Source organism: Pseudomonas sp. Sample_20, from assembly GCF_004307585.1.
Classification (GTDB): Bacteria; Pseudomonadota; Gammaproteobacteria; order Pseudomonadales; family Pseudomonadaceae; genus Aquipseudomonas; species Aquipseudomonas atacamensis.
This window is the reverse complement of record NZ_RCOA01000020.1, coordinates 228,829-251,746: the sequence shown is the minus strand read 5'-3', so window position 1 is coordinate 251,746 and position 22,918 is coordinate 228,829. Positions and strand designations below refer to the sequence as shown.

Below are 22,918 nucleotides of genomic sequence, written 5' to 3'. Positions count from 1 at the left end.
TCCTTGCGGTTGTGGCCCTGGGGCCTATTCGAGTACCACTTCGAGGTCGAGGTGGCACAGCCTGCGATAAATCTCTTCCTTGCTTTCACGTACGGCGTGGTTCTGCGGCAACAACTCGCAGCAACTGTGCAGCAGGTGCAGCACTTGCAATGCAAGATCGGGCTCCCAGGCGTGCAGGCCTGAGTCCTGTAATGTCTGATCGAGGGTTTCGAGCTGGTTCTTGGCCAGTTCGTATTTCTTGGCCAGGAAACACAGCCGCGCGAGGGTGAACTGCCAGAAGAAGCGTTCACGGCCACCGTGGGCCGATTGCAGGCCCTGCTTGAGAATCTGCACGGCCGGCTTCAAGCCTTCCTTGCGCAGGATCGGCTGGACTTCCTCGAGGGCTTTTTCCCAGGCCGGCTGGGTTTCGACGTTCTCGCTTTCGACCTTGCGCGGCGCGCTGGCGCTTTGCAGGTGCGGCATGACATTGGCGGCGATCCACGCCCGGGTGGACGGATCGGCAAACGGCGCGCCGTCATGGAAGCGCAACTCGATGATGCCCGGCAGGCGCTGAATCAAAAGCGCGAAGTGGATTTCCACTTCGCGCATTGCCAATTCGGCGTTGAGGTTCTGGAGACATTCCCAGACCATCCTCTGGCCATCGAACCAGAACGGCGCCTTCGCCAGGCTCGCCTCCAGTTCCACCAGCAGGTCGGCGTATTTGCCCTGATCGAAACGGTCCTGATAGAGCTTGAGCTTTTCCAGCGGCAGACCGCGCAGCACGGTGATCTGCTCGGCGTTGCGCTCGGGCACCGCGTCGATGGTCATCCACAGCAGCGTGCGATTGAGGCGCAGGGCACGCAGGTCGGTAGCCTTCTGCTTGAGCCACCAGGCACACAACGGCCGGGCGCTGTCCTGCTGGGCGCGCAGGGCTTTGTGCGCATCCCGCTCGTTGTCGATCGGCGCGCCAGGGGTGAGCAGTTGGGTCGCGGCCTGCTTGACCTGCGCCACCGCCGCGCCCACCACGCCGGGCGCCGGCTGGTTGTCGGCGGCGCGCTGAATCATGGTTTTCAGGCGGCGGGAGATCGGCAGCAGCAGCGGCGCGTCATCGCCCAGATGCTCAGTGCACGCGGCCTCAAGGCCGGCCAGGTGCTCGGATAGCTGCCGGAACATCGGCAACTGCTCTTTGATCGCAATGTTTTCGGTGATGACCTGCTCGAGACGCGGCACCAGCCAGCCGATCGCGGCGGCACGGGTGCGGGGTTTGAGCGGGTGGACGTCGGCCCAGTTGTTTTCCGACAGATGGTGCAGCAGACCGAGGCCGGCGAGCAGCCCGGGGAAGGATTCGCGCTGGTACAGCGACCAGGTCAGCCAGGCGCCGACACGCAGATCCTTGGATTGGGTACGCAGCAGATTTTCGCTGTTTTCGCGGATTTTCAGCCAGTCGATCTGCCCGCTTTCGTGCATCGACGAAGCCTTGGCCAGCTCACTTTCCAGCGCCTCGAACTCGCTCGAAAAACGAACGTCTTCGCCCGCGAAATTCTCTTTGGAAACAGAGACTTTTGCGAGTTCGAGGTAATGGGCGGAAAGTTTGCTTGAGTAGGACATCCATGGCCTTTATTAAGGATTACAGTCATGCGCGCGAATGGAGTTTCAGCAACGCGGGACAGTATCGAAGAGCAGTTCAGCGACTCATCCAATTGAGATGTGCTCTTTCAAGTGGGCGCATCGTAATCACTATGATGGCCACTAGCAAGCATCTGATTAAACAACAAGACGAACTGTTCATTGAGGTCTGTAGGAGATCACCCTATATGTCGCAGGGGTTTCCCTGATGCCGTTTATTGATCAGCGCATTTTCCCGGCTCCCGCCAAACCATTGTCCCAGAGCCTCGGCCGCAGCCGGGCGAGTTTACCTGACGCCCGCACCCTCGAGCGGCGTGCAGCATGCCAAATTCAAAAAAAAATAGAAGTAGGACACTTCCGAAAATGATCGGGTCCCATCGAGAAGTTGCAGCGACAACGATCAATGCAAAAAGTGCCACTATAATGATGGCATTTCATTATTCTGAAACTTTACTTCCCCGGCAAATACTGGCACTTCGATAGTTATCCAAGCCGCGTCCTACAGACACTTCTCGCATCCCAACCAAGACTTCCACACCGGAATACTCTGACAAATTTCAGGGATACTTCTTACATCAATTAGTTTGCCGCGCCGCTAGCTTGCCCTGGCAACTTTTCATGCGCGGCGATCAGGGAGGACGGTATCGCGCTTTGACTCACTTTGCTTAAGGACAAGCCCATGTTCGGCAAAGGCCACTGCGCGCCATTCTCACTGCACATCCCGACCATTCGTCACGACTTCAAGGTGCTCGCGTTCACGGGCACCGAAGCCATCAGTCAGCTGTACGCATTTCGCATCGAGCTGGTGAGCGAGCACGCGGATTTCGATCTGGAAAGCCTCCTCAGCCAGCCCGCGTTTCTGCAGTTCGGATCAGCGGGCGAAGGCATTCACGGGCGGATCGAAAACGTCATGCTCGGCGAATCAGGTAAGCGCCTGACCCGTTATGAACTGACACTGGTACCGGCGCTGCATTATCTGCAACTGAGCCACGACCAGCGGATTTTCCAGCAACTGACCGTGCCGCACATCGTCGCGCAAGTCCTCAAAGGGCATGGCATCCAGGCCGATGACTTCACGTTCAATGTCGCCGCCGGTGAGCCTCGTGAGTACTGCACGCAATACGGCGAAAGCGACTTCCTGTTCATCCAGCGCCTGTGCGCCGAAGAGGGTATCGCCTGGCACCATCAACATTCGCTCGACGGGCACTTACTGGTATTCAGCGACAGCCCGGTGTTCGCACCCAAATTGGGTACGACAGCCTTTCGGGTTGATAGCGGCATGGTTGCCGAACACCCGGTGGTCAACCACCTGACCATGGGCTTCAACACCCGTACCAGCACCGTCACCCGCCGTGACTATGACCTCAAGCGGCCAAGCCTGCTGCTGGAAAGCCGCTTCACCGCAGAGTTCACGCCGGCTCTGGAGGACTATCGCTATCCACTGTTGATGAAGTCCGAGAAGCACGGCAAACAGCTGGCGCGTCAGGCCTTGGAGCGCCATCGCAGCGACTATCAATGGATTGAAGGCAAAAGCGATCAGGCGATTTTGCGCAGCGGTCACCTGTTCGAGCTGAGCGAACATCCCAGGGCCGAGTGCAACGAGTTGTGGCTGTTGGTCAGTCTCAGTCACGAAGGCAAGCAACCGGCAGTGCTCGAAGAGGCTTTCAGCAGCGAGGCGAAACCTGCCGATGGTTTTTCCCAGGGCTATCGCAATACCTTCAGGGCCATTCCCGCAGAAGTGGTTTTCCGCCCGCCTTTGCCCGCGCCAAGACCCTTGCTGGTCTGCCAGACCGCGCGCGTTACCGGGCCTCCCGGAGAAGAGATCTTCTGCGATGAGTACGGCAGGGTTCGTGTCGAGTTTCCCTGGGATCGCGCTGAACGCAACAGCGAAAAAAGCAGCTGCTGGTTACGCGTAGCTTCCAGTTGGGCAGGTGACGGATTTGGTGCGGTGACCATTCCCCGGGTCGACATGGAAGTGGTCGTGACCTTCCAGGAAGGCGACCCGGACCAACCGCTGATTACCGGCTGCATCGCCAACAAGGTCAATGCCGTCGCCCATCCCTTGCCGGCGAGTAAAACCCGCACGGTATTACGCAGCCAGAGCTCACCGCGCAATGGCGGCTACAACGAACTGTCGATCGAGGATCGCGCCGGGCAGGAGAAGATCTACCTGCGCGCGCAGCGCGACCTCGAGCAACTGATCCTCAACGACAGCCGCAGCCTGATCACTCGCGACCGCCATGAGCATGTCGGCAATGACAGCACCAGTCTCATCGAGGGCAAGGATTCGCGCACTCATCAAGGACTGCGAAGCACAGTAATCAACGCCGACGACTTGTTGCAGGTCAGCGGCACCAGCAGCCAGACCCTGGGCGCTCTGGTGATCCAGGCCGGCCAGCAGGCGCATGTCACGGCAAGCAACGTGGTGATCGATGCCGGCATGAGCCTGACGCTGTCAGCGGGCGGTCATCACATCGTGATCAATGCCGGCGGGATTTTCAGCAGCGTGCCCATCGTTCAGGGCGGCGCGCCACTGCCGGGTCTCGCACCGCTACAAACGCTGCAAGTTGAGGCCGGCCTGCCAGCTGCGATCAACGCCACGCCGCTGTCGATCGTCAACAGTGCCCGCCAGCAGGCAGCGGATTTTTGCCCGCTGTGCGAAGCCTGCGCAGCGGGTCTGTGCGAGCTGGGAGAAGTCGCATGAGCCCGGTCGAACAATGGTTGCACGCTCAGTCCCGCGCCGGCTGCGAACTGTATCTGATGCTCGACACCGACGGCCAAAGCGCAGAGCACGCTGCGTTGACCCGCGACCTCGGCACCGAGCGGTTTCGTCCGCTCTACAGCGGCACGCCGGCCGAGTCGCTGGTGCCGACCGGCCCGCTGCTGTTGCAAATCGATACGGCGCAGCATCCCGCCATCCAGACCTTGCTCGCCACGCCCGAGCGCAATTGGGGCTGGCTGGCCAGTGCCCGTCACGTCGAACTTGATCTGCTGGCGGCGCATTGGCGCGAGCGCCTGATAACCGGCGAACGCCCGAATCAGGCGGTGTACCGCGTGCATGACAACCGGGTTCTGGGACGTGCGCTGGCGCACCTGCAACCCGAGCACCGCGCGGCGTTTCTCGGGCCATTCAACAGCGTCTGCTATTGGCACGCAGAGCGATGGAACGCCATCGACAACCCGGACCCCGGCCACCACCCGCTGCCGATGGATCCGCCTTGGCTGCACACGCCGACCCCGGAGCTGATCTACGCCAACGTGCTGTTCGACAACACCCGCCGTTATCTGGTCGGCGAACACACCGAAGCAATGGCCACGCTGGCCGAACAGCTCGACGTCGATGAGTGGCTGTGGGGCCTGATTCAACTGACGCACTTGTGGGGCTGGCAACAACCGGAGCAAGTGCATTTCTTGCTGACCCGCAGTTTGCAGTTACCGGGATATCGGCCAGGCAAATCATGGCTGCCCAAACCCGGTGAAGATCCGGCGATGCATTTTAAGCGGGTATATCAGGAAGCGTTGTATTGGCAGGGAGAGGTAGGTCGATGAGGCACTTGAAACGAGGGTTGCTGCTGAGTGGTTGCCTGGGATTGCTGGTGGGTTGTACGACGGTGAAGACCCCGAACACCTTTATGTTTGTTCCGGATTTTCCACCTGGATTCAAGTACGACCTGACGGCCACCTATGTTCCGGCCAAGGGCCAAACATGCACCGTGCCTGGCGGGAGAAACACTCAGCTGGGATTCAACAAAACCAATATGAAGTACGAAGGGACTTCCGAGATCCCGCTTTACAGAACCGTAAGCGAATGTCCTCTGGCGCTGAATTACATCGAGATCAAGGTCATCGGTATTTATGGTTCAGGGCGAAGCAACTTCAGTTATGACTACGCCTCGATTGCTGTACGCCTGGAGCTGTTGGAACGACAGATGGGGACTTTCAGTGAGGACGGCAAGGGTGAGTTTTATGGTGAATGCAGGTGGTCATTCCGCACCGTCGGTCCACATCGTTCCCTGATCAAACTGCTGACCTGCAAAAACTTGGATGCACAGGGCAACGTGCTGCGAACGAGACCTTCCACGGCGTACACATTGACTCAACTTGAGGGCAAAACGGTGACGCTGAAGGTCAGGCTGGCAAGTGAAGAACTTCCAGCCATCGGCGATACCTGGATCAAAGTACCCCGCGGCTGGAAGCGCTGTATGGGTGACAACTTCGAGGATCAATACGCCTTTTGCTACGGCAACGACAAAGATTTCAGCACTTTCAAAATGGTCGATGGGCGGGTTTGCACCATCTATCCGGGATGCACGGAGCAAGGGTCACCATGAACATTGAGACTCTCTCGGCGACCGATTTGCGCTTCATGCAGGGCGACATACATGCCTGCCCTAAACGCGGCCATCGTACCAGCTTCCAGCTAGTGGACGAGTTCGGCGACGGTAAGCCATACGCTGGTCTGTCTTACGAAGTGATTGATTACGAAGACACGGTCCATAGCGGAAAACTTGATGCGACTGGATCTGCAAAGATCGACGATCATTATTGCGGTCCACTAGTACTCAAATTGAAGAGCCGCTATCAAGGCAGCGAAAAATCTTACACATTTTTGCAAAAGCGCCCCCACTATCCCCTCCCCATCACCGAACTCCAGGTCCGCGCCGAAAAAACCCGCTTCTTCCACAAAACAGGCACTCGCACCCAGGCCAACCCCGCCAAGGACCTGTCCGAAACCGATGCGTACTGTCAGGTCGAAGTCAGTGAACTGGTAAAGCACATCGCCCACCTGCCACCACTGGTTGCTCGTCGCGACCCTCCGAAGAGGGCGGCGCACAAGCTCATGCGATCGGCGGCGAAGTCCAGAGACTTCACGCTCGTCGATAAAACTTCTGCGGATGGCGGACTGCACACAATCTTGAGTGCGGCGGAGATGGCCACCGTCGAACTGGGGTTTTCCCCGCCGCCGCCCAAGGGCGTCGCACTGCTGCCGAACAAACACCATGTGCTGGAAGTACGGCCGATGAGAGCGCTACGGCCAATGCTGTCGACAGGCGAAGCGTTCTGCGCGCTTAACCTTTATCAGCTGTCGGTGATGGCGACGCTGAGCTACACCGATTTCGGGCAGGAACCCAACACTCAACCGGTGCAGACCGACACGGTAAGCTTTCCGCTACAGCCCAGCAGCGGCAACTGGTTCGGCCACGCGCTGCCGCAGTTCGACGAGTTGTGGAAGGTCGATGACTCGCAAACGCAGAAATACTACCCACTGTACGAAGACGTACCGTATTCGAAACGCCTGGAAGTGGTGCCGTTTGACCCGAATCTTTACCCCGAAGTGAATGACCCCGCGTTAGGGAATCAACAAGAACACCCCGCCAGACTGCATTTTTTCGATGATCGCAAACAGGTCGAAAGCACGGACACTCAGGCTTTCATCTGCCACCACGACGAACTGATCCTGATCAGCGTGCGGGGTACCAGTGAATTCTGGCCCGACGGCTTGCGTGACGGGGATGCCTATCAGGTTCTCTTTGCCGAAGGCGAAGGCAAAGTGCACCGCGGTTTCTACGGTGGCGCTTTGGCGGCTTATCCATTTATCGTGACTTATCTGGAAAAATTCTACAGCGGGCAAAAGCTGCTGATCACGGGTCACAGTCTGGGCGGTGCAGTTGCACTGATCCTGTCCGAGATGCTGAGACGCAACCTGGAGTTCTCCCCGCAAATCGTGCTCTACACCTACGGCGCCCCCCGCGCTGGTGACACCACGTTCATCGAAAGCGCCAAAGCATTGGCCCACCACCGCATCGTCAATCAGAACGACCCGGTTCCGAGCGTTCCCGCCACATGGATGAATACTTTCGCCAAGCCTGGGCCGATGTACGCAACCAACGCCGTGGTGCTGGGCTTCAACCCGGTCGCCGGCCTCGGCCTGCTGATCTGGGGAATCATCAATTTCTTTGGCGACGACTATGGGCATCACGGTGCTTTGCGCCATTTCATGCCCGTTGAGTTCGACAAGGACCACCGATCCTCCCTTCTCTGGGAGCCGGGTTGCAGCACGATCGTCGATCACGGCTGCGCCAAGGCCCTGCGCGCTACCAACGGCTTGCCCGAACGCGGATCGTTTCTGCGGCAGTTGTTCTCCGCAGGTCACCACTCAATGGTCGGCAGCTACATCCCCGGCTGCTGGGCCAGCTTGCGCCGTTGGCAGGAAGCACTGCAGCGCAAGCGTTCGCTGGTGACCAATCGCGAATACGAGTGGATCAGCAGCGCCCTGGAGAATATTCAGCAACAGCTGCGGGCCGTTAAGCGCGATCTGCAAAATAACCACCGTTCTTACGTGCGAGAGCAGGAGCGCGCGCACAAGACGCTGATGCTCAATCAGGAAATAGACAAGATCAGCATGACCAAGGCCCGCCTGACAGCGCTGCGCAGTCAACGGGTCACTGAGACCGACGTTTACGGCAGCTATGCCGACCAGCCCGAATGGGTCGAGGAAAGTCTGCTGCGCTGGAACGCCCACCCTGAAAACCTGGTTCAGGAGCAACTGGCGATGATCCCGCCAGCCGCTGAAGACCACGACGCCGCTATCGCCGCGATGACCGGTGGACATGCAGTTGGCGCGCCGTTTCAGCTGGATATTGATTCGTTCATTTAACTTAATCAGTCAACAAGGAAGTACCGATGCTCTCGTTATCCCCCAAGTTAAACTTCGCCACTGCAACGCACTCGATCCGCGCTTTGTTATTGGCCAGCTTCATAATATTTGGAACTGGATGCAACTCGTTCTCCAGTTCGGCAACACTGAACATGGACATCCCTGCGAATTTTAGCGTCACCGCCGAAGCGTACTATCAGCCGTTTTCCCCATATTACTGTTACGCGCCAGAAAACTACGCAAGAGACCCCAACCTTGGAGTCAAAAAATTTAAACAACCTTGGCAACCCACTGCGCAGACCGCCAAGTTCAACGTCAAATTACTTCCCAGCATTGGGGGCTGTCTCACGCTCCTCAGCGAAATCAAGATCTGGATCATGGACATGACTGAGGATCCAGAGAAACTTGGCTTAAGCGCCGTCTGGATACATATTAATGACCTGGCAGATGAACCACTGGACGAGCATGGGTCGAACGAGAACTTGCTTTCAGTCGAGTGTAAATATGCGGACTCCCGGTTAAGTAAAGTCTTCAAATATGAATTGGTATGCAAAGGGCGGAGTACCAACGATGAAATTTTGGGCAGGCTACGAATTGAGCAATTCCAGGATAAGCCATTGCGATTAACAGTTCGGATGACCGAGTAGTCGGCGTGCTGCCGACGCTTAAGTCCCAATGACTGCCGCAAGCTGGCTAGGCAGCTTGGTCATGTCCGCTATCAAACGCAGTCTGAGCGCGAAGGACTGGGGCACAATGATCAAAGGTCACGGCGAAATCCTCGATTGGATGGACTCGATATGCTTCGCGGCACCGCTCTTCTTTCACCTGACGCGTTACTTCTTCTCCGTCTGATCTAGACGAATGCTCCAACCACAAAAAATGGGCACCCGACCGCAATCGGTGTGCCCATTTTTCATTTGCGGTACTCCCCGTCATTCAGGGGAGCACGCCGCCATCAAGGATTGACGCTGTCTTTCAACGATTTGCCTGGCTTGAATGCCACGGTGTTGCTGGCCTTGATCTTGACCGGTTCGCCGGTCTGCGGGTTTTTGCCGGTGCGGGCGCCGCGGTGGCGTTGCAGGAAGGTGCCGAAGCCGACCAGCGTCACGCTGTCCTTGCGGTGCAGGGCGCCGGTGATTTCTTCGAGGACGGCGTTGAGGACGCGGTTGGCCTGTTCTTTGGTCAGGTCTGCCTTTTCGGCGATTGCAGCGGCGAGTTCTGGTTTACGCATTAGTGAAGCCCCTTTGACGGTTTTTTGTTGTTATGTCCGTGCTGTTCTCGTTGGAACAGCGCCCAAGGCGCCGCAGGCTCTACTCTGCGGCAGACGGGAGTGAGAATGGCACGCCGCCAACGGCGGCGCCAGTCTCCCCAAGACCTTTGTCGGGGCAAAAGAGCGGTGTTTGCGACAGAACGACCGGCATTTACGCCAGCAGCGGCGGCAGCTGTTTGTTCAGGGTCAGTTTTTCCATGACCGCCCCGCCGGTCAGGGCGTAACCGAGCAACTGACCGTCGGCACTGTGGCACAGCGCTTTGATGTCGGCGCCCTGCCCTTCTACGCTCCAAATGCCTTCGCTGCCCCGTGGCGGCGGCGAAACCACCAGCGGGCACACCGGGGTTTTCACGGTGATCGGCATCGGCCCGTAGCTGACCGCGGTCGGGTTTCCTGCGAGGGTTTGCGCCAACGCGCGCGCGCAACTCATCAGCGGCATCACGTAGAGCAGATTGAGCCCGTCGACTTCGGCGCAGTCGCCCAAGGCGTAGATGTTGGCGTGGGAGGTTTTCAGGTAACGATCGACCATCACGCCGCGATTAACCTGCACGCCGGCAGCCGCCGCCAGATCGATGCGCGGGCGCAGGCCGATCGCCGAGACTACTACATCGCACGGGATGATCTGACCGTCGGACAGGTGCGCTTCCATACCATCGGCGACTTTCTCCAGCCGGGTCAGCACCGGGCCGAGGTGAAACTTCGCCCCGATACTTTCCAGCCCGGCCTGCACGGCCGCCGCAGCGGCGGGATGCAAGAGCATCGGCATGACCTGTTCGCACGGCGCGACCAGTTGCACTTCGTAGCCGCCGAGAATCAGGTCATTGGCGAATTCGCAGCCGATCAACCCGGCGCCGAGCAACAACACCCGACGCTTGCCCACCGCTGCGGCACGGAAGCGCGCGTAGTCTTCGAGATCGTTGATCGGGAATACCAGTTCCGCGCCGTCGCCTTCAATCGGCACGCGCACGGTTTCCGCGCCCCAGGCCAGAATCAGGTCGCGATAGGGCACGGCTTCTTCACCGATCCACAAGCGTTTGTGGCCAGCGTCGATACCGCTGATGCGCGTGTGGGTGCGCACTTCGGCCTTCAACTGCTCGGCCATGGCGCCGGGTTCAGCCATGCTCAGGCCATCGGCGTCCTTGTTCTTGCCGAAACCGGTGGAGAGCATCGGCTTGGAGTAAGAGCGGCCGTCATCGGCGGTGATCAGCAGCAGCGGGGTTTCGCTGTCGAGCTTGCGAAACTCGCGGGCCAGGTTGTAGCCCGCAAGCCCGGTGCCGATGATGACGACTGGTGCGCTCATGCCTTACTCCTCTGATTTGCTTAGTTGATTTCGATCATTTCGAAGTCCATTTTGCCGACGCCGCAGTCGGGGCACAGCCAGTCTGCCGGTACGTCTTCCCAGCGGGTGCCCGGCGCGATGCCGTCATCCGGCCAGCCATCGGCTTCGTTATAGATCAGGCCACAGACGATACATTGCCACTTCTTCATTCAGGTACTTCCTCAGGGTTCAGGCGTAGTGCCGGCGCGGACGGTCGATGGGTGCTGCGTTGCCATCCGGCTCAGGGCGTTTTGTACTGAGGGTGCCGCGCAGATGCAAGCCTGTTCGGCGCAACGGCGGCCGGCGCCGCTCAATCCTGTCGCCCGCCATGGTAAGCTCGCCGCCTCATTTGCGGCCAATAATGACTCATTGTGCAACATTCAAATGCCTGCCCCGCCCCGCTCTGGCTGACCCAAGACCGCCTGACGCCCCGCCCCGATCCGTTGACCCTCGACTGGTTGTTCGACGAAGGCTCGCTGACCCGCCGTTTGACCCGTTTGTCCGAGGACGGCTTCAGCGTGTCGCCGCTGTTCGAAGGCTGGGACACCTTGCGCGCTGATGAATGCGCGGCACTGGATCTGGCCGAGGGCAGCGAAGGCTGGGTGCGCGAGGTGTATTTGCGCGGCCACGGCGAGGCCTGGGTGTTTGCCCGCAGCGTTGCCTCGCGGGCGGCCCTGCAAGGTGATGGTTTGCACATGGATGAACTGGGTAGCCGCTCGCTGGGCGAATTGCTGTTTTGCGATCGGGCATTTCAGCGCCGCGTGATTGAAGTCTGCCTCTACCCTGAACAATGGTTGCCGCCAGCGGTGCAAGCTCCTGAGCTGTGGGGCCGGCGTTCGCGTTTCGATCGTGGCGGGCTGAGCGTGCTGGTCGCGGAAATCTTCCTGCCGAGCCTGTGGGACGTCGCCCGCGCCCATCCGGAGAACTGCTGATGTATCAGAGCCTGCTCAAGTCCCTCAACCGTCTGAACCCGCGCGCCTGGGATTTCGTTCAGTTGACGCGCATGGACAAGCCGATCGGCATTTACCTGCTGCTGTGGCCGACGCTGTGGGCGTTGTGGATTGCCGGCAAGGGTTCGCCGTCGCTGGCCAACATCGTCATCTTTGTCCTCGGCGTGGTGCTGACCCGTGCCGGCGGCTGCGTGATCAACGACTGGGCCGACCGCAAGGTCGACGGCCACGTCAAACGCACCGCGCAACGACCTCTTGCTGCTGGCCGGATCAGCTCGAAGGAAGCGCTGGTGTTCTTTGCCGTGCTGATGGGCATCAGTTTTCTGCTGGTGCTGTGCACCAACGCACCGACGATCTGGCTGTCGCTGGGCGGTCTGGCGCTGGCATTCACGTATCCGTTCATGAAGCGCTACACCTACTACCCGCAAGTGGTGCTGGGGGCGGCGTTTTCCTGGGGCATGCCGATGGCCTTTACCGCTGAGACCGGAGAATTGCCAGCGGCGGCGTGGCTGCTGTGGATTGCCAACCTGCTGTGGACGGTGGGCTACGACACTTACTACGCGATGACCGACCGCGATGACGACCTGAAGATCGGCGTGAAATCCACGGCGATTCTGTTTGGCGAGGCAGATCGGGTGATCATCCTCAGCTTGCAGGCGCTGTCATTGGGCTGTCTGATCCTGGCCGGGTCGAAGTTCGAGCTGGGGATCTGGTTCCACCTCGGTTTGCTGGTGGCTGCGGGATGTTATGCGTGGGAGTTCTGGTACACGCGCAGCAAGGACCGCATGCGCTGCTTCCAGGCGTTCTTGCATAACCACTGGGCAGGCTTGGCGATCTTTGTCGGGATCGTGCTGGATTACGCATTGCGCTGATGCATGACACCTGTGGGAGCGAGCCTGCTCGCGAAGGCGTCATGGCAGTCACCTCTGCGATAACTGATACACCGCTTCGCGAGCAGGCTCGCTCCCACAGGGTTTTGGACCGTAGTTATTTGGCCTTGGCGACTTTCCACGCGCCGTCCATTTTGCCGTCGCCGGTCATGTCGCCGGCCTTCTTGTCCATCACAAAGGTGTACAGCGGCATGCCCTGGTAGGCCCATTGCTTGCTGCCATCATCACGAGTGATTACCGTCCAGTCCCCCATCGACTTGTCATTCGCTGTCGCCATTAGCGGCGGCCAGTTTGCCGCGCACTTGTCGTTGCACGCGGACTTGCCAGCGGAGTCCTTGGCAAAGGTGTACAGGGTCATGCCCTTTTGATCGGTGTACATGCCGTCCTTTTCCATCGCCGGATCGGCCGCCATGGCCAGCCCCGGCAATGTCAGGGCGGCAGCCATCAGCAGGGCTTTGAACGAAGCAGTCATCTGAGTCATGGAAACCTTCTTTTGTGGTTGTCAGGATTCGGACTTAGAGCTTAGTCGAGGATGGGTGCAAATGTTGCGCGCCTGAAATACTGTCACACGACTGCAATAATTCCGTTATCTAATGCGGCGCAAGACAGTTAAATGACAAGAGGATTAAGGCATGGTTGGCAGGAGCATTCTGATCGTCGACGACGAAGCGCCCATTCGCGAGATGATCGCCGTGGCGTTGGAAATGGCCGGCTATGACTGCCTCGAGGCAGAGAACTCGCAGCAGGCTCACGCCATCATCGTCGACCGCAAACCGGACCTGATCCTGCTCGACTGGATGCTGCCCGGCACCTCGGGCATCGAACTGGCCCGGCGCCTCAAGCGTGACGAGCTGACCGGGGACATCCCGATCATCATGCTCACCGCCAAGGGCGAAGAGGACAACAAGATTCAGGGCCTGGAAGTCGGCGCCGACGACTACATCACCAAACCGTTTTCGCCGCGTGAACTGGTCGCCCGCCTCAAGGCAGTGCTGCGCCGCGCCGGACCGACCGATGGCGAAGCGCCGATCGAAGTCGGCGGCCTGCTGCTCGACCCGATCAGCCATCGCGTGACCATCGACGGCAAACCCGCCGAGATGGGCCCGACCGAATACCGCCTGCTGCAATTCTTCATGACCCATCAGGAACGCGCGTACACCCGTGGCCAGTTGCTCGATCAGGTCTGGGGCGGCAACGTGTATGTCGAAGAGCGCACCGTCGACGTGCACATCCGCCGCCTGCGCAAGGCCCTCGGCGACGCTTACGAAAATCTGGTACAAACCGTGCGCGGCACCGGTTATCGGTTCTCTACAAAAGCATAAAAGCAGCTGCAAGCTTTTAGCTACAAGCGGCAAGTAACAGCCGATCCGCTTTAGCTTGGAGCTTGCGGCTTGAAACTTGAAGCTGCGGCTAAGGACGCCTCTGTGAATCAAAACTGGCATGGCACCCTGATTCGCCACATGCTGTTGCTGGTCACCGCCTGCCTGGTGATCGGCCTGATCACCGGCTATTACGGCTGGAGCCTCGCGGCGGGTCTGGGGCTTTATCTGGCCTGGACGCTCAAGCAACTGCTGCGTCTGCACGAATGGCTGCGCCAGCATCAACCCGACGAAGCACCGCCCGATGGCTATGGTCTGTGGGGCGAGGTGTTCGACAGCATCTATCACCTGCAACGCCGCGACCAACGGGTGCGCGGGCGTCTGCAAGCGGTGATCGACCGGGTGCAGGAATCCACCGCCGCGCTGAAAGATGCAGTCATCATGCTCGACAGCGACGGCAACCTCGAATGGTGGAACCGCGCCGCCGAAACCCTGCTCGGCCTGAAGACTCCGCAGGACAGCGGCCAACCGGTGACCAACCTGGTGCGCCATCCGCGCTTCAAGGAATACTTCGAGCAGGACAGCTTCGCCGAGCCATTAGAAATCCCTTCGCCGACCAACGATCGCGTGCGCATTCAGCTGTACCTGACCCGCTACGGCAACAATGAACACCTGATGCTGGTCCGCGACGTGACGCGCATTCATCAGCTGGAACAGATGCGCAAGGACTTCATCGCCAACGTCTCCCACGAGCTGCGCACACCGCTGACGGTGATCTGCGGCTATCTGGAAACCCTGCTGGACAATGTCGAGGAAGTGAACCCGCGCTGGAGCCGAGCCCTGCAACAGATGCAGCAACAGGGCGGGCGCATGCAGACGCTGCTCAACGACCTGTTGCTGCTGGCCAAGCTGGAAGCCACCGACTATCCGTCGGACAACCAGCCGGTGCAGATCGACACACTGCTGCAATCGATCACCAGCGATGCGCAGCAGTTGTCCGGGGCGAAGAACCAGCGCATCAGCCTCGAGGCCAATGCCGCAGTGCTGCTCAAGGGCAGCGAGGCCGAGCTGCGCAGTGCGTTTTCCAATCTGGTGTTCAACGCGGTCAAGTACACCCCGGCCGAGGGCAACATCCGCATTCGCTGGTGGGGCGACGATCAGGGCGCGCACCTGAGCGTGCAGGATTCCGGCATCGGCATCGACAGCAAACACTTGCCGCGCCTGACCGAACGTTTCTACCGCGTCGATTCCAGCCGCAACTCCAACACCGGCGGCACCGGCCTCGGCCTGGCCATCGTCAAGCACGTGCTGCTGCGCCACCGCGCGCGCATGGAGATCAGCAGCGTGCCCGGCCACGGCAGCACGTTCACCTGCCATTTCGCCCCGGCCCAGGTGGCCAGCGCACGGGCGATCAGCGCCGCCGAGTGATGCCGCCCGGCACACGCCACTAGGCAATCGCACGGTCAGCCGCTACATTGGCTGACTTGTGCCTGCCTTTCAGGCGCTGTTTCTCCCCACTTTCGAATCACACGGAACCCGCAAAACTCCATCATGGACCCTTCCCCTGGCTTGTCCCTCGCGACCATTTTTGCCGACTTCGGCATGATCCTTTTTGCTCTGATCCTGGTGTTGCTCAACGGCTTTTTCGTTGCGGCGGAATTCGCCATGGTCAAACTGCGCTCGACCCGGGTCGAGGCCATCGCTGAACAACACGGCTGGCGCGGACACATCCTGCGCACCGTGCACAGTCAGCTCGATGCCTACCTGTCGGCGTGCCAGCTCGGCATCACCCTCGCCTCTCTCGGTCTGGGCTGGGTCGGTGAGCCGGCGTTCGCGCATATTCTCGAACCGCTGCTGAGCGCGGTCGGCGTCGACTCGCCCGAGATTATCAAAGGCGTGTCGTTCTTCACCGCGTTCTTCATCATTTCGTACCTGCACATCGTGGTCGGCGAGCTGGCGCCCAAGTCGTGGGCGATCCGCAAACCCGAGCTGCTGTCGCTGTGGACGGCGGTGCCGCTGTACCTGTTCTACTGGGCGATGTACCCGGCGATCTACCTGCTCAATGCCAGCGCCAACGCGATTCTGCGTATCGCCGGGCAAGGTGAACCCGGCCCGCACCATGAACACCATTACAGCCGCGAAGAACTGAAACTGATCCTGCACTCCAGCCGTGGCCAGGATCCCAGCGATCAGGGCATGCGCGTATTGGCCTCGGCCGTGGAAATGGGCGAGCTGGAAGTGGTCGACTGGGCCAACTCCCGCGAAGACCTGATCACCCTGGAATTCAACGCGCCGCTGAAGGAAATCCTGGCGATGTTCCGTCGCCACAAGTTCAGCCGTTATCCGGTGTACGACAGCGAGCGCCAGGAGTTCGTCGGCCTGCTGCACATCAAGGATCTGCTGCTGGAACTGGCCGCGCTGGACCACATTCCCGAGTCGTTCAACCTGGCCGAGCTGACCCGCCCGCTGGAGCGCGTATCGCGGCACATGCCGCTGTCGCAGCTGCTGGAGCAGTTCCGCAAGGGTGGCTCGCACTTCGCCGTGGTCGAGGAGGCTGACGGCAACATCATCGGCTACCTGACCATGGAAGACGTGCTGGAAGTGCTGGTCGGCGACATTCAGGACGAACACCGCAAGGCAGAGCGCGGCATCCTTGCCTATCAGCCGGGCAAGTTGCTGGTGCGTGGCGATACGCCGTTGTTCAAGGTTGAACGTCTGCTGGGCATCGATCTCGATCACATCGAAGCGGAAACTCTCGCCGGGCTGGTTTACGAAACCCTGAAACGGGTGCCGGAAGAGGAAGAAGTGCTGGAAGTCGAAGGCCTGCGCATCATCATCAAGAAGATGAAAGGGCCAAAGATTGTCCTGGCCAAGGTGTTGATGCTGGATTGATGGGAGTTTGGGGGGCTCTTGTGGCGAGGGGATTTATCCCCGTTGGACGGCGCAGCCGTCCCAAAACCATTGAATGCAGTCAGTTAGTACAGAGTCGCAATATTTGGGGCCGCTTCGCGGCCCAACGGGGATAAATCCCCTCGCCACAAAAACCCTCAACACCCTATCGCGCCTACTGCTTGCCCAACGCAAAGTTGGGCAACGCCCCCAGCGGCTGGTTGAACTGATAGGGAATCGACACCAGTCCTTCGCCGGTATTGCGCTGCACCACGAAATGCAGGTGCGGGCCGCTGCTGTTGCCGGTGTTGCCGGACAGCGCCAGCGGGCTGCCGACCTTGACCCGCTGGCCTTCGCGCACGCTCACCGAACCCTGTTTCAGATGCAGGTACACGCCCATGGTGCCGTCGTCGTGCAGCACCCGGACGAAATTGCCGGAGGCATCGGTGCCGCGCCCGCTCTGGTAGTTCTCGGTCTTGACCACTACTCCCGCTCGCGCGGCGATGATCGGCGTGCCCACCGGCATGGCGATGTCCATGGCGTAGCGGTTCTTCGGCCCGTAGTGGCTGTATTGGCCGTTGGCGCCCTGACTCAGGCGAAACGGCCCGCCACGCCAGGGCAGCGGATAGCGATAGCTCTGCGCGGTGCCTGCGGGGTCGCCCAGCGAATACTGGAACTGCGGCGAATACACCAGCGGCTGGTCACGACTGATCGCCGTCAGCAGCGCCAGCCGCGTGTTGCTGCGCGGTGGCAGCACGCGACGGATCGCCCGCGCAGGCACGCCACGCACATTGCTCGTGCCGATGAAGGCCAGGGCAACCTCGACCGGCGCGTACAGATCGTTGCGCGCAAACACCACGTCGACGCCCTTCTGCTTCTTGATGTCCAGGTACACCTGGCGGTCGAGGCGCTCGACCATGCGGTCCTGAAACACGAACACTTTCGCGCCTTTGCTCGGGCGGTCGCTGTACGAGACCACGCCGTTGGCGTCGGTGGATTTGTAGATGGTCATGGCCATCGCCAGCTGGGAGGCCAGGCAGAGACCGCAGAAAAACAGCAGGCGCGCGAGCATGGGCAAAAGTCTGTCGAAGGAAGGCCTGGGAATCAGCCTAGCAGCTGAGACAGACCAGGCTAGTCGACAGATGTTTCAAATGATCGTCCCCACGCTCTGCGTGGGGATGCAGCCCGGGACGCTCTGCGTCCCCTGCACAGAGGACGCGGAGCGTCCGGTTGAGGCATTCCTTTGCTGCGCGTGGGAACGATCAGAGCATCGGAGACAAGTGGTGTTTCGGCTGGCCCCTTCGCGAGCAGGCTCGCTCCCACATTTGGAATGCGTTCCAGGGTGGGAGCGAGCCTGCTCGCGAAGGCGGCCTATCAGGCGACGAAGCTTACGCGCCCGGTACGAAATGCTTCTGCGCCGTGCCACGGGCGATCAGGCGCGAGATGTAGTCGAGCTTCTGCGCATCCTGGTCGACAAAGCGGAAGGTCAGTTGCAGCCAGTCGCTGTCGGCTTTCTGCTCGTGGGCGACGATGGCGTGCAGGTAACCGTTGAGCCGCGCGATCTCGGCGTTGTCACCCTGCTCCAGATCGAGCACGGCGCTGTCGAGGATCTGCGGCAGGGTTTCGGTGCGCTTCACTACCAGCAGGGCTTCCTTGATGCTCAAGGCCTTGATCACGCATTGCTGAGTACCGCTCGGCAGGCGCAACTGGCCCTGACCACGACCGCCCACCGGCGCCTTGGATGCACCGGGCGCCTGAACTGGCGGGCTGTTGAGCAAACCGCGCGACGGCGCAGCGGCTGGAGCGGGTGCAGTAGCGGCAGCGGCAGGCCTGGCCGCAGCGCCGCCGACCACGGCAGGCTTGCCGCCGGTCAGTGCGCTCAGGGAATCGTTGCCGAACGCCGAGTTCATTTTGGTCGGCGCGCTGTTCATCAAGGTGTCGAGCTTGCCGACCTTGTTCAGTGCCTGCTTGACCTTGGTCAGCAGCTGCTCGTTGGTGAACGGCTTGCTGACGTAACCGGATACGCCGGCCTGAATCGCCTGCACGACGTTTTCCTTGTCGCCACGGCTGGTGACCATGACGAACGGCATGGTCTTGAGGTTGTCCTGCTCGCGGCACCAGGTCAGCAGTTCGAGGCCGGACATTTCCGGCATTTCCCAGTCACACAGCACCAGGTCGAAAGCCTCTTTGGCCAGCATCGCCTGGGCCTTTTTGCCGTTGATGGCGTCCTCGGTGCGGATCCCCGGGAAGTAATTACGCAGGCACTTTTTCACCAGGTCACGAATGAACGAAGCATCGTCCACGACCAACACACTGATCTTGCTCATCCAACACCCCTATTAAAATCCCGGCAAGCATAACGCTGGCTGATGGCACATTGCCAAAACTCTTCAGTCACGCCGGGACTTTTCGTTCGCGGGTGCTGCTTTTTAATTCGCTTTCCGATCCGTATCTGCCTCCGAAAAGCAGAAACAAAAACGCCCGGCCAGAGGGCCGGGCGCTTTTCTCAGGCAATCTTACTTATCGTCAGCTTCGCCCGGAACATTAGCGGTTTCAGCGCTTGTGCCTTCAACTTCTTCTTTCATGCGCTTGAGGCCCATGTGGCGCACGTCGGTGCCGCGCACCAGGTAGATCACCAGTTCAGAGATGTTGCGCGCATGATCGCCGATGCGCTCCAGCGAACGCAGGACCCAGATGATGCTCAGCACCCGCGAGATAGAGCGCGGGTCTTCCATCATGTAGGTGGCCAGCTCCCGCAGGGCGGTTTTGTATTCGCGGTCGATGATCTTGTCGTACTGCGCCACCGACAAGGCCAGATCAGCGTCGAAACGGGCGAAGGCGTCAAGCGCATCACGAACCATGTTGCGCACCTGGTCGCCAATGTGACGAACCTCGACGTAACCACGCGGCGCTTCACCTTCTTCGCACAACTGGATGGCACGACGGGCGATCTTGGTGGCTTCGTCGCCGATACGCTCAAGGTCGATCACCGACTTGGAAATGCTGATGATCAAGCGCAGGTCCGACGCCGCTGGCTGACGACGGGCGAGAATGCGCAGGCATTCTTCGTCGATGTTGCGTTCCATCTGGTTGATCTGGTCGTCGATCTCACGCACCTGCTGAGCCAGGCCGGAATCGGCCTCGATCAGCGCCGTGACCGCGTCGTTGACCTGCTTCTCGACCAGCCCGCCCATGGCAAGGAGGTGGCTGCGCACTTCCTCCAGTTCAGCGTTGAACTGCGCGGAAATGTGATGGGTAAGGCCTTCTTTGGAAATCATTGTTCGCTCCGCGAAAGTTGCAAGCTTCAAGCTGCAAGCTTCAAGCAGTTATGTGTAAGTCCTGATATCGCACCAATTCTTTCTTGCCGCTTGAAGCTTGAAGCTTGCGGCTTGCAGCTGCCCCAATCAGCCATAGCGACCGGTGATGTAGTCTTCGGTCTGCTTCTTCGCCGGATTGGTGAACAGGGTATCGGTGTCGCCGAATTCCACCAGTTTGCCCATGTACATGAACGCGGTGTAGTCGGATACCCGTGCCGCCTGTTGCATGTTGTGGGTAACGATGACGATGGTGAACTTGGACTTCAGCTCGTAGATCAGCTCTTCGACTTTCAGCGTCGAGATCGGGTCGAGAGCGGAGCACGGTTCGTCGAGCAGCAGCACTTCCGGCTCAACCGCGATGGTGCGCGCGATCACCAGACGCTGTTGCTGACCGCCGGAAAGGCCGAGGGCCGAGTCGTGCAGACGGTCTTTGACCTCGTCCCACAATGCCGCGCCTTTCAACGCCCACTCAACGGCTTCGTCGAGGATGCGCTTCTTGTTGATGCCCTGGATGCGCAGGCCATAGACCACGTTTTCGTAGATGGTCTTCGGGAACGGGTTGGGCTTCTGGAACACCATGCCGACGCGACGACGCAGTTCGGCAACGTCTTCGCCCTTGCGATAGATGTTGTTGCCGTACAGGTTGATCGCGCCCTCGACACGGCAGCCGTCGACCAGATCGTTCATCCGGTTGAAGGTACGCAGCAGCGTCGACTTACCGCAGCCGGACGGGCCGATGAACGCGGTCACGCGCTGCTTCGGGATGTTCATGCTGACGTCGAACAGTGCCTGTTTCTCGCCGTAGTACAGGCTCAGGCCCGGTACTTCGATGGCAACGGTTTCCTGCGCCAGGTCCAGGCTCTGCTTGTCGCGGCCCAGGGCAGACATGTTGATGCCGTGGCTGTGTGTTTCGTGCTGCATGGGGTTCTCACTCCGTTCGTAGCTGCAAGCTTCTGGCTGCAAGCTGCAAGTTTGAGCAAAAGCGGCTTGTAGCTTGCCGCTTGTGGCTAAGGGCTTTAGCTATCCAGTGCTTTGTATTTTTCGCGCAGGTGGTTGCGGATATACACCGCCGACAGGTTCAGCGTCGCGATCACCAGCACCAGCAGCAGCGCGGTGGCGTACACCAGCGGGCGGGCTGCTTCGACGTTGGGGCTCTGGAAGCCGACGTCATAGATGTGGAAGCCCAGGTGCATGATCTTCTGGTCCAGGTGCAGATACGGGTAGTTGCCGTCCACCGGCAGCGACGGCGCCAGTTTCACCACACCCACCAACATCAGCGGCGCCACTTCACCGGCGGCGCGGGCCACGGCGAGGATCATCCCGGTCATCATGGCCGGGCTGGCCATCGGGATGACGATTTTCCACAGCGTTTCCGCTTTGGTCGCGCCGAGGGCCAGCGAACCTTCACGCACTGTGCGGGGAATCCGCGCCAGACCTTCTTCGGTCGCCACGATCACCACCGGTACCGCCAGTAGCGCGAGGGTCAGCGAAGCCCAGAGCAGGCCCGGCGTACCGAAGGTCGGCGCCGGCAGAGCTTCAGGGAAGAACAAGCGGTCGACCGAGCCACCCAGCACGTAGACGAAGAAGCCCAGGCCGAACACGCCGTAAACGATCGCCGGTACGCCGGCGAGGTTGTTCACCGCAATGCGAATGACCCGGGTCAGGGTGTTCTGCTTGGCGTATTCGCGCAGGTACACCGCTGCCAGCACGCCGAACGGGGTGACGATCATCGCCATGATCAGGGTCATCATCACGGTGCCGAAGATCGCCGGGAAGATCCCGCCTTCGGTGTTCGCTTCACGCGGGTCGTCGGAGAGGAATTCCCAGATCTTGCTGAAGTAGAAACCAACCTTGGTCAAGGTGCTCATGCCGTTTGGCTGGTAGGCATGCACGACTTTGCCCAGACCGATTTCGATTTCCTTGCCGTTGGCGTCACGGGCGGTCAAGGCGTCGCGGTTGAACTGTGCATGCAAATCAGACAGACGTGCTTCGATGTCCTTGTAGCGCGCGTCCAGTTCGGCGCGCTCGGATTCCATGTCCGCTTGTGCGGTGGCGTCGAGTTTGCCTTCCAGCTCGAGTTTGCGCCCATGCAATCGGATGCGTTCAAGACCGGCGTTGATCGCGCCGATGTCGGTTTTTTCCAGCGTCTTCAGTTGAGCCGCGAGATCGTTCACCCGATCGATGCGCGCTTGCAGTTCAGGCCATGCGGCCTCGCCCTCGGCGATGACCTTGCCATCCTGTTTGACGTTGACCAGATAGCCGTAGAAGTTGCCCCACTCGCGACGCTCGATCGCCATCAATTCTGGCGGTGTGGTCTGCTTGGTCAGCCACTCGCCGACGATCCAGGTGAAGTCGTTGCCGTTCAGGTCACGGTTGCCGACCTTGATCAGCTCGCGGGTCATGAATTCCGGACCTTCGTCCGGCACCGGCAGACCGGCGCTCTTCAGACGTGCGCGCGGCACTTCTTCTTTCTGCACCACTTCGCCGATCACCAGGTGATTGGCCTGGCCCGGTACGTCGTAATGGGCGTGGATCAGGTCCGCCGGCCAGAAGTGACCGAGACCGCGCACGGCAATCACCGCCAACAGGCCAATGGTCATGATGACCGCGATGGACACCGCGCCACCGCTGATCCAGACGCCCGGGGCGCCGCTCTTGAACCATCCTTTCAGGGAGTTCTGTTTCACAGACTTCTACCTTTG

General features: G+C 60.0%; 20 protein-coding genes and 1 pseudogene. 11 read left to right on the top strand and 10 right to left on the bottom strand.

Annotated features, from left to right (window positions below; translation table 11 throughout):
- Positions 1-24: 24 nt before the first annotated feature.
- Positions 25-1,587 carry a type VI secretion system protein TssA gene (gene tssA / locus D8U70_RS04790; protein WP_056790892.1) on the bottom strand — a complete coding sequence of 521 codons (1,563 nt, stop codon included), beginning with the start codon at positions 1,585-1,587 and terminating at the stop codon, positions 25-27.
- A gap of 697 nt (positions 1,588-2,284) precedes the next feature.
- On the opposite strand from tssA, the gene tssI reads away from it, so the two are divergent.
- From tssI to D8U70_RS04760, 6 genes and pseudogenes are all read left to right on the top strand, one after another.
- Positions 2,285-4,309 (top strand): type VI secretion system tip protein TssI/VgrG, encoded by a 2,025-nt coding sequence (tssI, locus tag D8U70_RS04785; protein ID WP_130928405.1) that lies wholly within the window; start codon positions 2,285-2,287, stop codon positions 4,307-4,309.
- The gene (locus D8U70_RS04780; RefSeq protein ID WP_122751229.1) at positions 4,306-5,154 is read left to right on the top strand and encodes a DUF4123 domain-containing protein; all 849 of its coding nucleotides are present in this window, start codon (positions 4,306-4,308) and stop codon (positions 5,152-5,154) included. The genes tssI and D8U70_RS04780 overlap by 4 nt, the downstream gene beginning before the upstream one ends.
- Positions 5,151-5,936, top strand: a complete 786-nt coding sequence (locus D8U70_RS04775) for a hypothetical protein (RefSeq protein WP_130928404.1) — start codon at positions 5,151-5,153, stop codon at positions 5,934-5,936. Before D8U70_RS04780 ends, D8U70_RS04775 begins: the two co-directional genes overlap by 4 nt.
- Entirely contained in the window at positions 5,933-8,263 is a 2,331-nt protein-coding gene (locus D8U70_RS04770; protein WP_130928403.1) for a lipase family protein, read from the top strand. The genes D8U70_RS04775 and D8U70_RS04770 overlap by 4 nt, the downstream gene beginning before the upstream one ends.
- Positions 8,264-8,289: 26 nt before the next feature.
- The gene (locus D8U70_RS04765) at positions 8,290-8,910 is read left to right on the top strand and encodes a hypothetical protein (RefSeq protein WP_130928402.1); all 621 of its coding nucleotides are present in this window, start codon (positions 8,290-8,292) and stop codon (positions 8,908-8,910) included.
- A 43-nt stretch (positions 8,911-8,953) separates the two neighbouring features.
- Positions 8,954-9,115 (top strand): annotated as a pseudogene (locus D8U70_RS04760) (phosphatidate cytidylyltransferase); the annotation flags it as partial.
- A 103-nt stretch (positions 9,116-9,218) separates the two neighbouring features.
- Here D8U70_RS04760 and D8U70_RS04755 read toward each other — a convergent pair.
- From D8U70_RS04755 to D8U70_RS04745, 3 genes are all read right to left on the bottom strand, one after another.
- Positions 9,219-9,494 carry an HU family DNA-binding protein gene (locus tag D8U70_RS04755; protein WP_003213368.1) on the bottom strand — a complete coding sequence of 92 codons (276 nt, stop codon included), beginning with the start codon at positions 9,492-9,494 and terminating at the stop codon, positions 9,219-9,221.
- A 190-nt stretch (positions 9,495-9,684) separates the two neighbouring features.
- Positions 9,685-10,833: an FAD-dependent oxidoreductase gene (locus D8U70_RS04750; protein WP_130928401.1), complete on the bottom strand. Its 1,149-nt coding sequence runs from the start codon at positions 10,831-10,833 to the stop codon at positions 9,685-9,687.
- Between the two features lie 20 nt (positions 10,834-10,853).
- Entirely contained in the window at positions 10,854-11,021 is a 168-nt protein-coding gene (locus tag D8U70_RS04745; protein WP_003177199.1) for a rubredoxin, read from the bottom strand.
- A gap of 201 nt (positions 11,022-11,222) precedes the next feature.
- On the opposite strand from D8U70_RS04745, the gene D8U70_RS04740 reads away from it, so the two are divergent.
- Both D8U70_RS04740 and ubiA read left to right on the top strand, forming a co-directional pair.
- Positions 11,223-11,783 carry a chorismate lyase gene (locus D8U70_RS04740; RefSeq protein WP_071172082.1) on the top strand — a complete coding sequence of 187 codons (561 nt, stop codon included), beginning with the start codon at positions 11,223-11,225 and terminating at the stop codon, positions 11,781-11,783.
- On the top strand, positions 11,783-12,673 hold the full coding sequence (gene ubiA, locus D8U70_RS04735) for a 4-hydroxybenzoate octaprenyltransferase (protein WP_041476601.1): 891 nt from the start codon (positions 11,783-11,785) through the stop codon (positions 12,671-12,673). The genes D8U70_RS04740 and ubiA overlap by 1 nt, the downstream gene beginning before the upstream one ends.
- Positions 12,674-12,788: 115 nt before the next feature.
- Here ubiA and D8U70_RS04730 read toward each other — a convergent pair whose 3' ends face one another.
- On the bottom strand, positions 12,789-13,172 hold the full coding sequence (locus tag D8U70_RS04730; RefSeq protein WP_071172081.1) for a hypothetical protein: 384 nt from the start codon (positions 13,170-13,172) through the stop codon (positions 12,789-12,791).
- A gap of 151 nt (positions 13,173-13,323) precedes the next feature.
- Here D8U70_RS04730 and phoB point away from each other — a divergent pair, with 151 nt between their 5' ends.
- The 3 genes from phoB (at position 13,324) to D8U70_RS04715 (ending at position 16,902) form a co-directional block, all read left to right on the top strand.
- Entirely contained in the window at positions 13,324-14,013 is a 690-nt protein-coding gene (gene phoB, locus D8U70_RS04725; RefSeq protein ID WP_007896474.1) for a phosphate regulon transcriptional regulator PhoB, read from the top strand.
- A gap of 138 nt (positions 14,014-14,151) precedes the next feature.
- Positions 14,152-15,438, top strand: a complete 1,287-nt coding sequence (phoR, locus tag D8U70_RS04720; RefSeq protein ID WP_241149644.1) for a phosphate regulon sensor histidine kinase PhoR — start codon at positions 14,152-14,154, stop codon at positions 15,436-15,438.
- Positions 15,439-15,561: 123 nt separating this feature from the next.
- A complete protein-coding gene (locus D8U70_RS04715) occupies positions 15,562-16,902 on the top strand; it encodes a hemolysin family protein (RefSeq protein WP_016772486.1) in 1,341 nt (446 codons plus the stop codon).
- A 172-nt stretch (positions 16,903-17,074) separates the two neighbouring features.
- Here the strand turns inward: D8U70_RS04715 and D8U70_RS04710 are convergent, their stop codons facing one another.
- The 5 genes from D8U70_RS04710 to pstA form a co-directional block, all read right to left on the bottom strand.
- Positions 17,075-17,971 (bottom strand): M23 family metallopeptidase, encoded by an 897-nt coding sequence (locus tag D8U70_RS04710; protein ID WP_130928400.1) that lies wholly within the window; start codon positions 17,969-17,971, stop codon positions 17,075-17,077.
- Positions 17,972-18,287: 316 nt separating this feature from the next.
- Positions 18,288-19,226 (bottom strand): response regulator, encoded by a 939-nt coding sequence (locus D8U70_RS04705; RefSeq protein ID WP_056790928.1) that lies wholly within the window; start codon positions 19,224-19,226, stop codon positions 18,288-18,290.
- A gap of 189 nt (positions 19,227-19,415) precedes the next feature.
- Positions 19,416-20,177, bottom strand: a complete 762-nt coding sequence (gene phoU, locus D8U70_RS04700) for a phosphate signaling complex protein PhoU (protein WP_016772483.1) — start codon at positions 20,175-20,177, stop codon at positions 19,416-19,418.
- Between the two features lie 126 nt (positions 20,178-20,303).
- Entirely contained in the window at positions 20,304-21,137 is an 834-nt protein-coding gene (gene pstB / locus D8U70_RS04695) for a phosphate ABC transporter ATP-binding protein PstB (protein WP_016772482.1), read from the bottom strand.
- A 95-nt stretch (positions 21,138-21,232) separates the two neighbouring features.
- Positions 21,233-22,903, bottom strand: coding sequence for a phosphate ABC transporter permease PstA (gene pstA / locus D8U70_RS04690; RefSeq protein ID WP_016772481.1), 1,671 nt, complete (start codon positions 22,901-22,903; stop codon positions 21,233-21,235).
- Positions 22,904-22,918 lie beyond the last annotated feature (15 nt).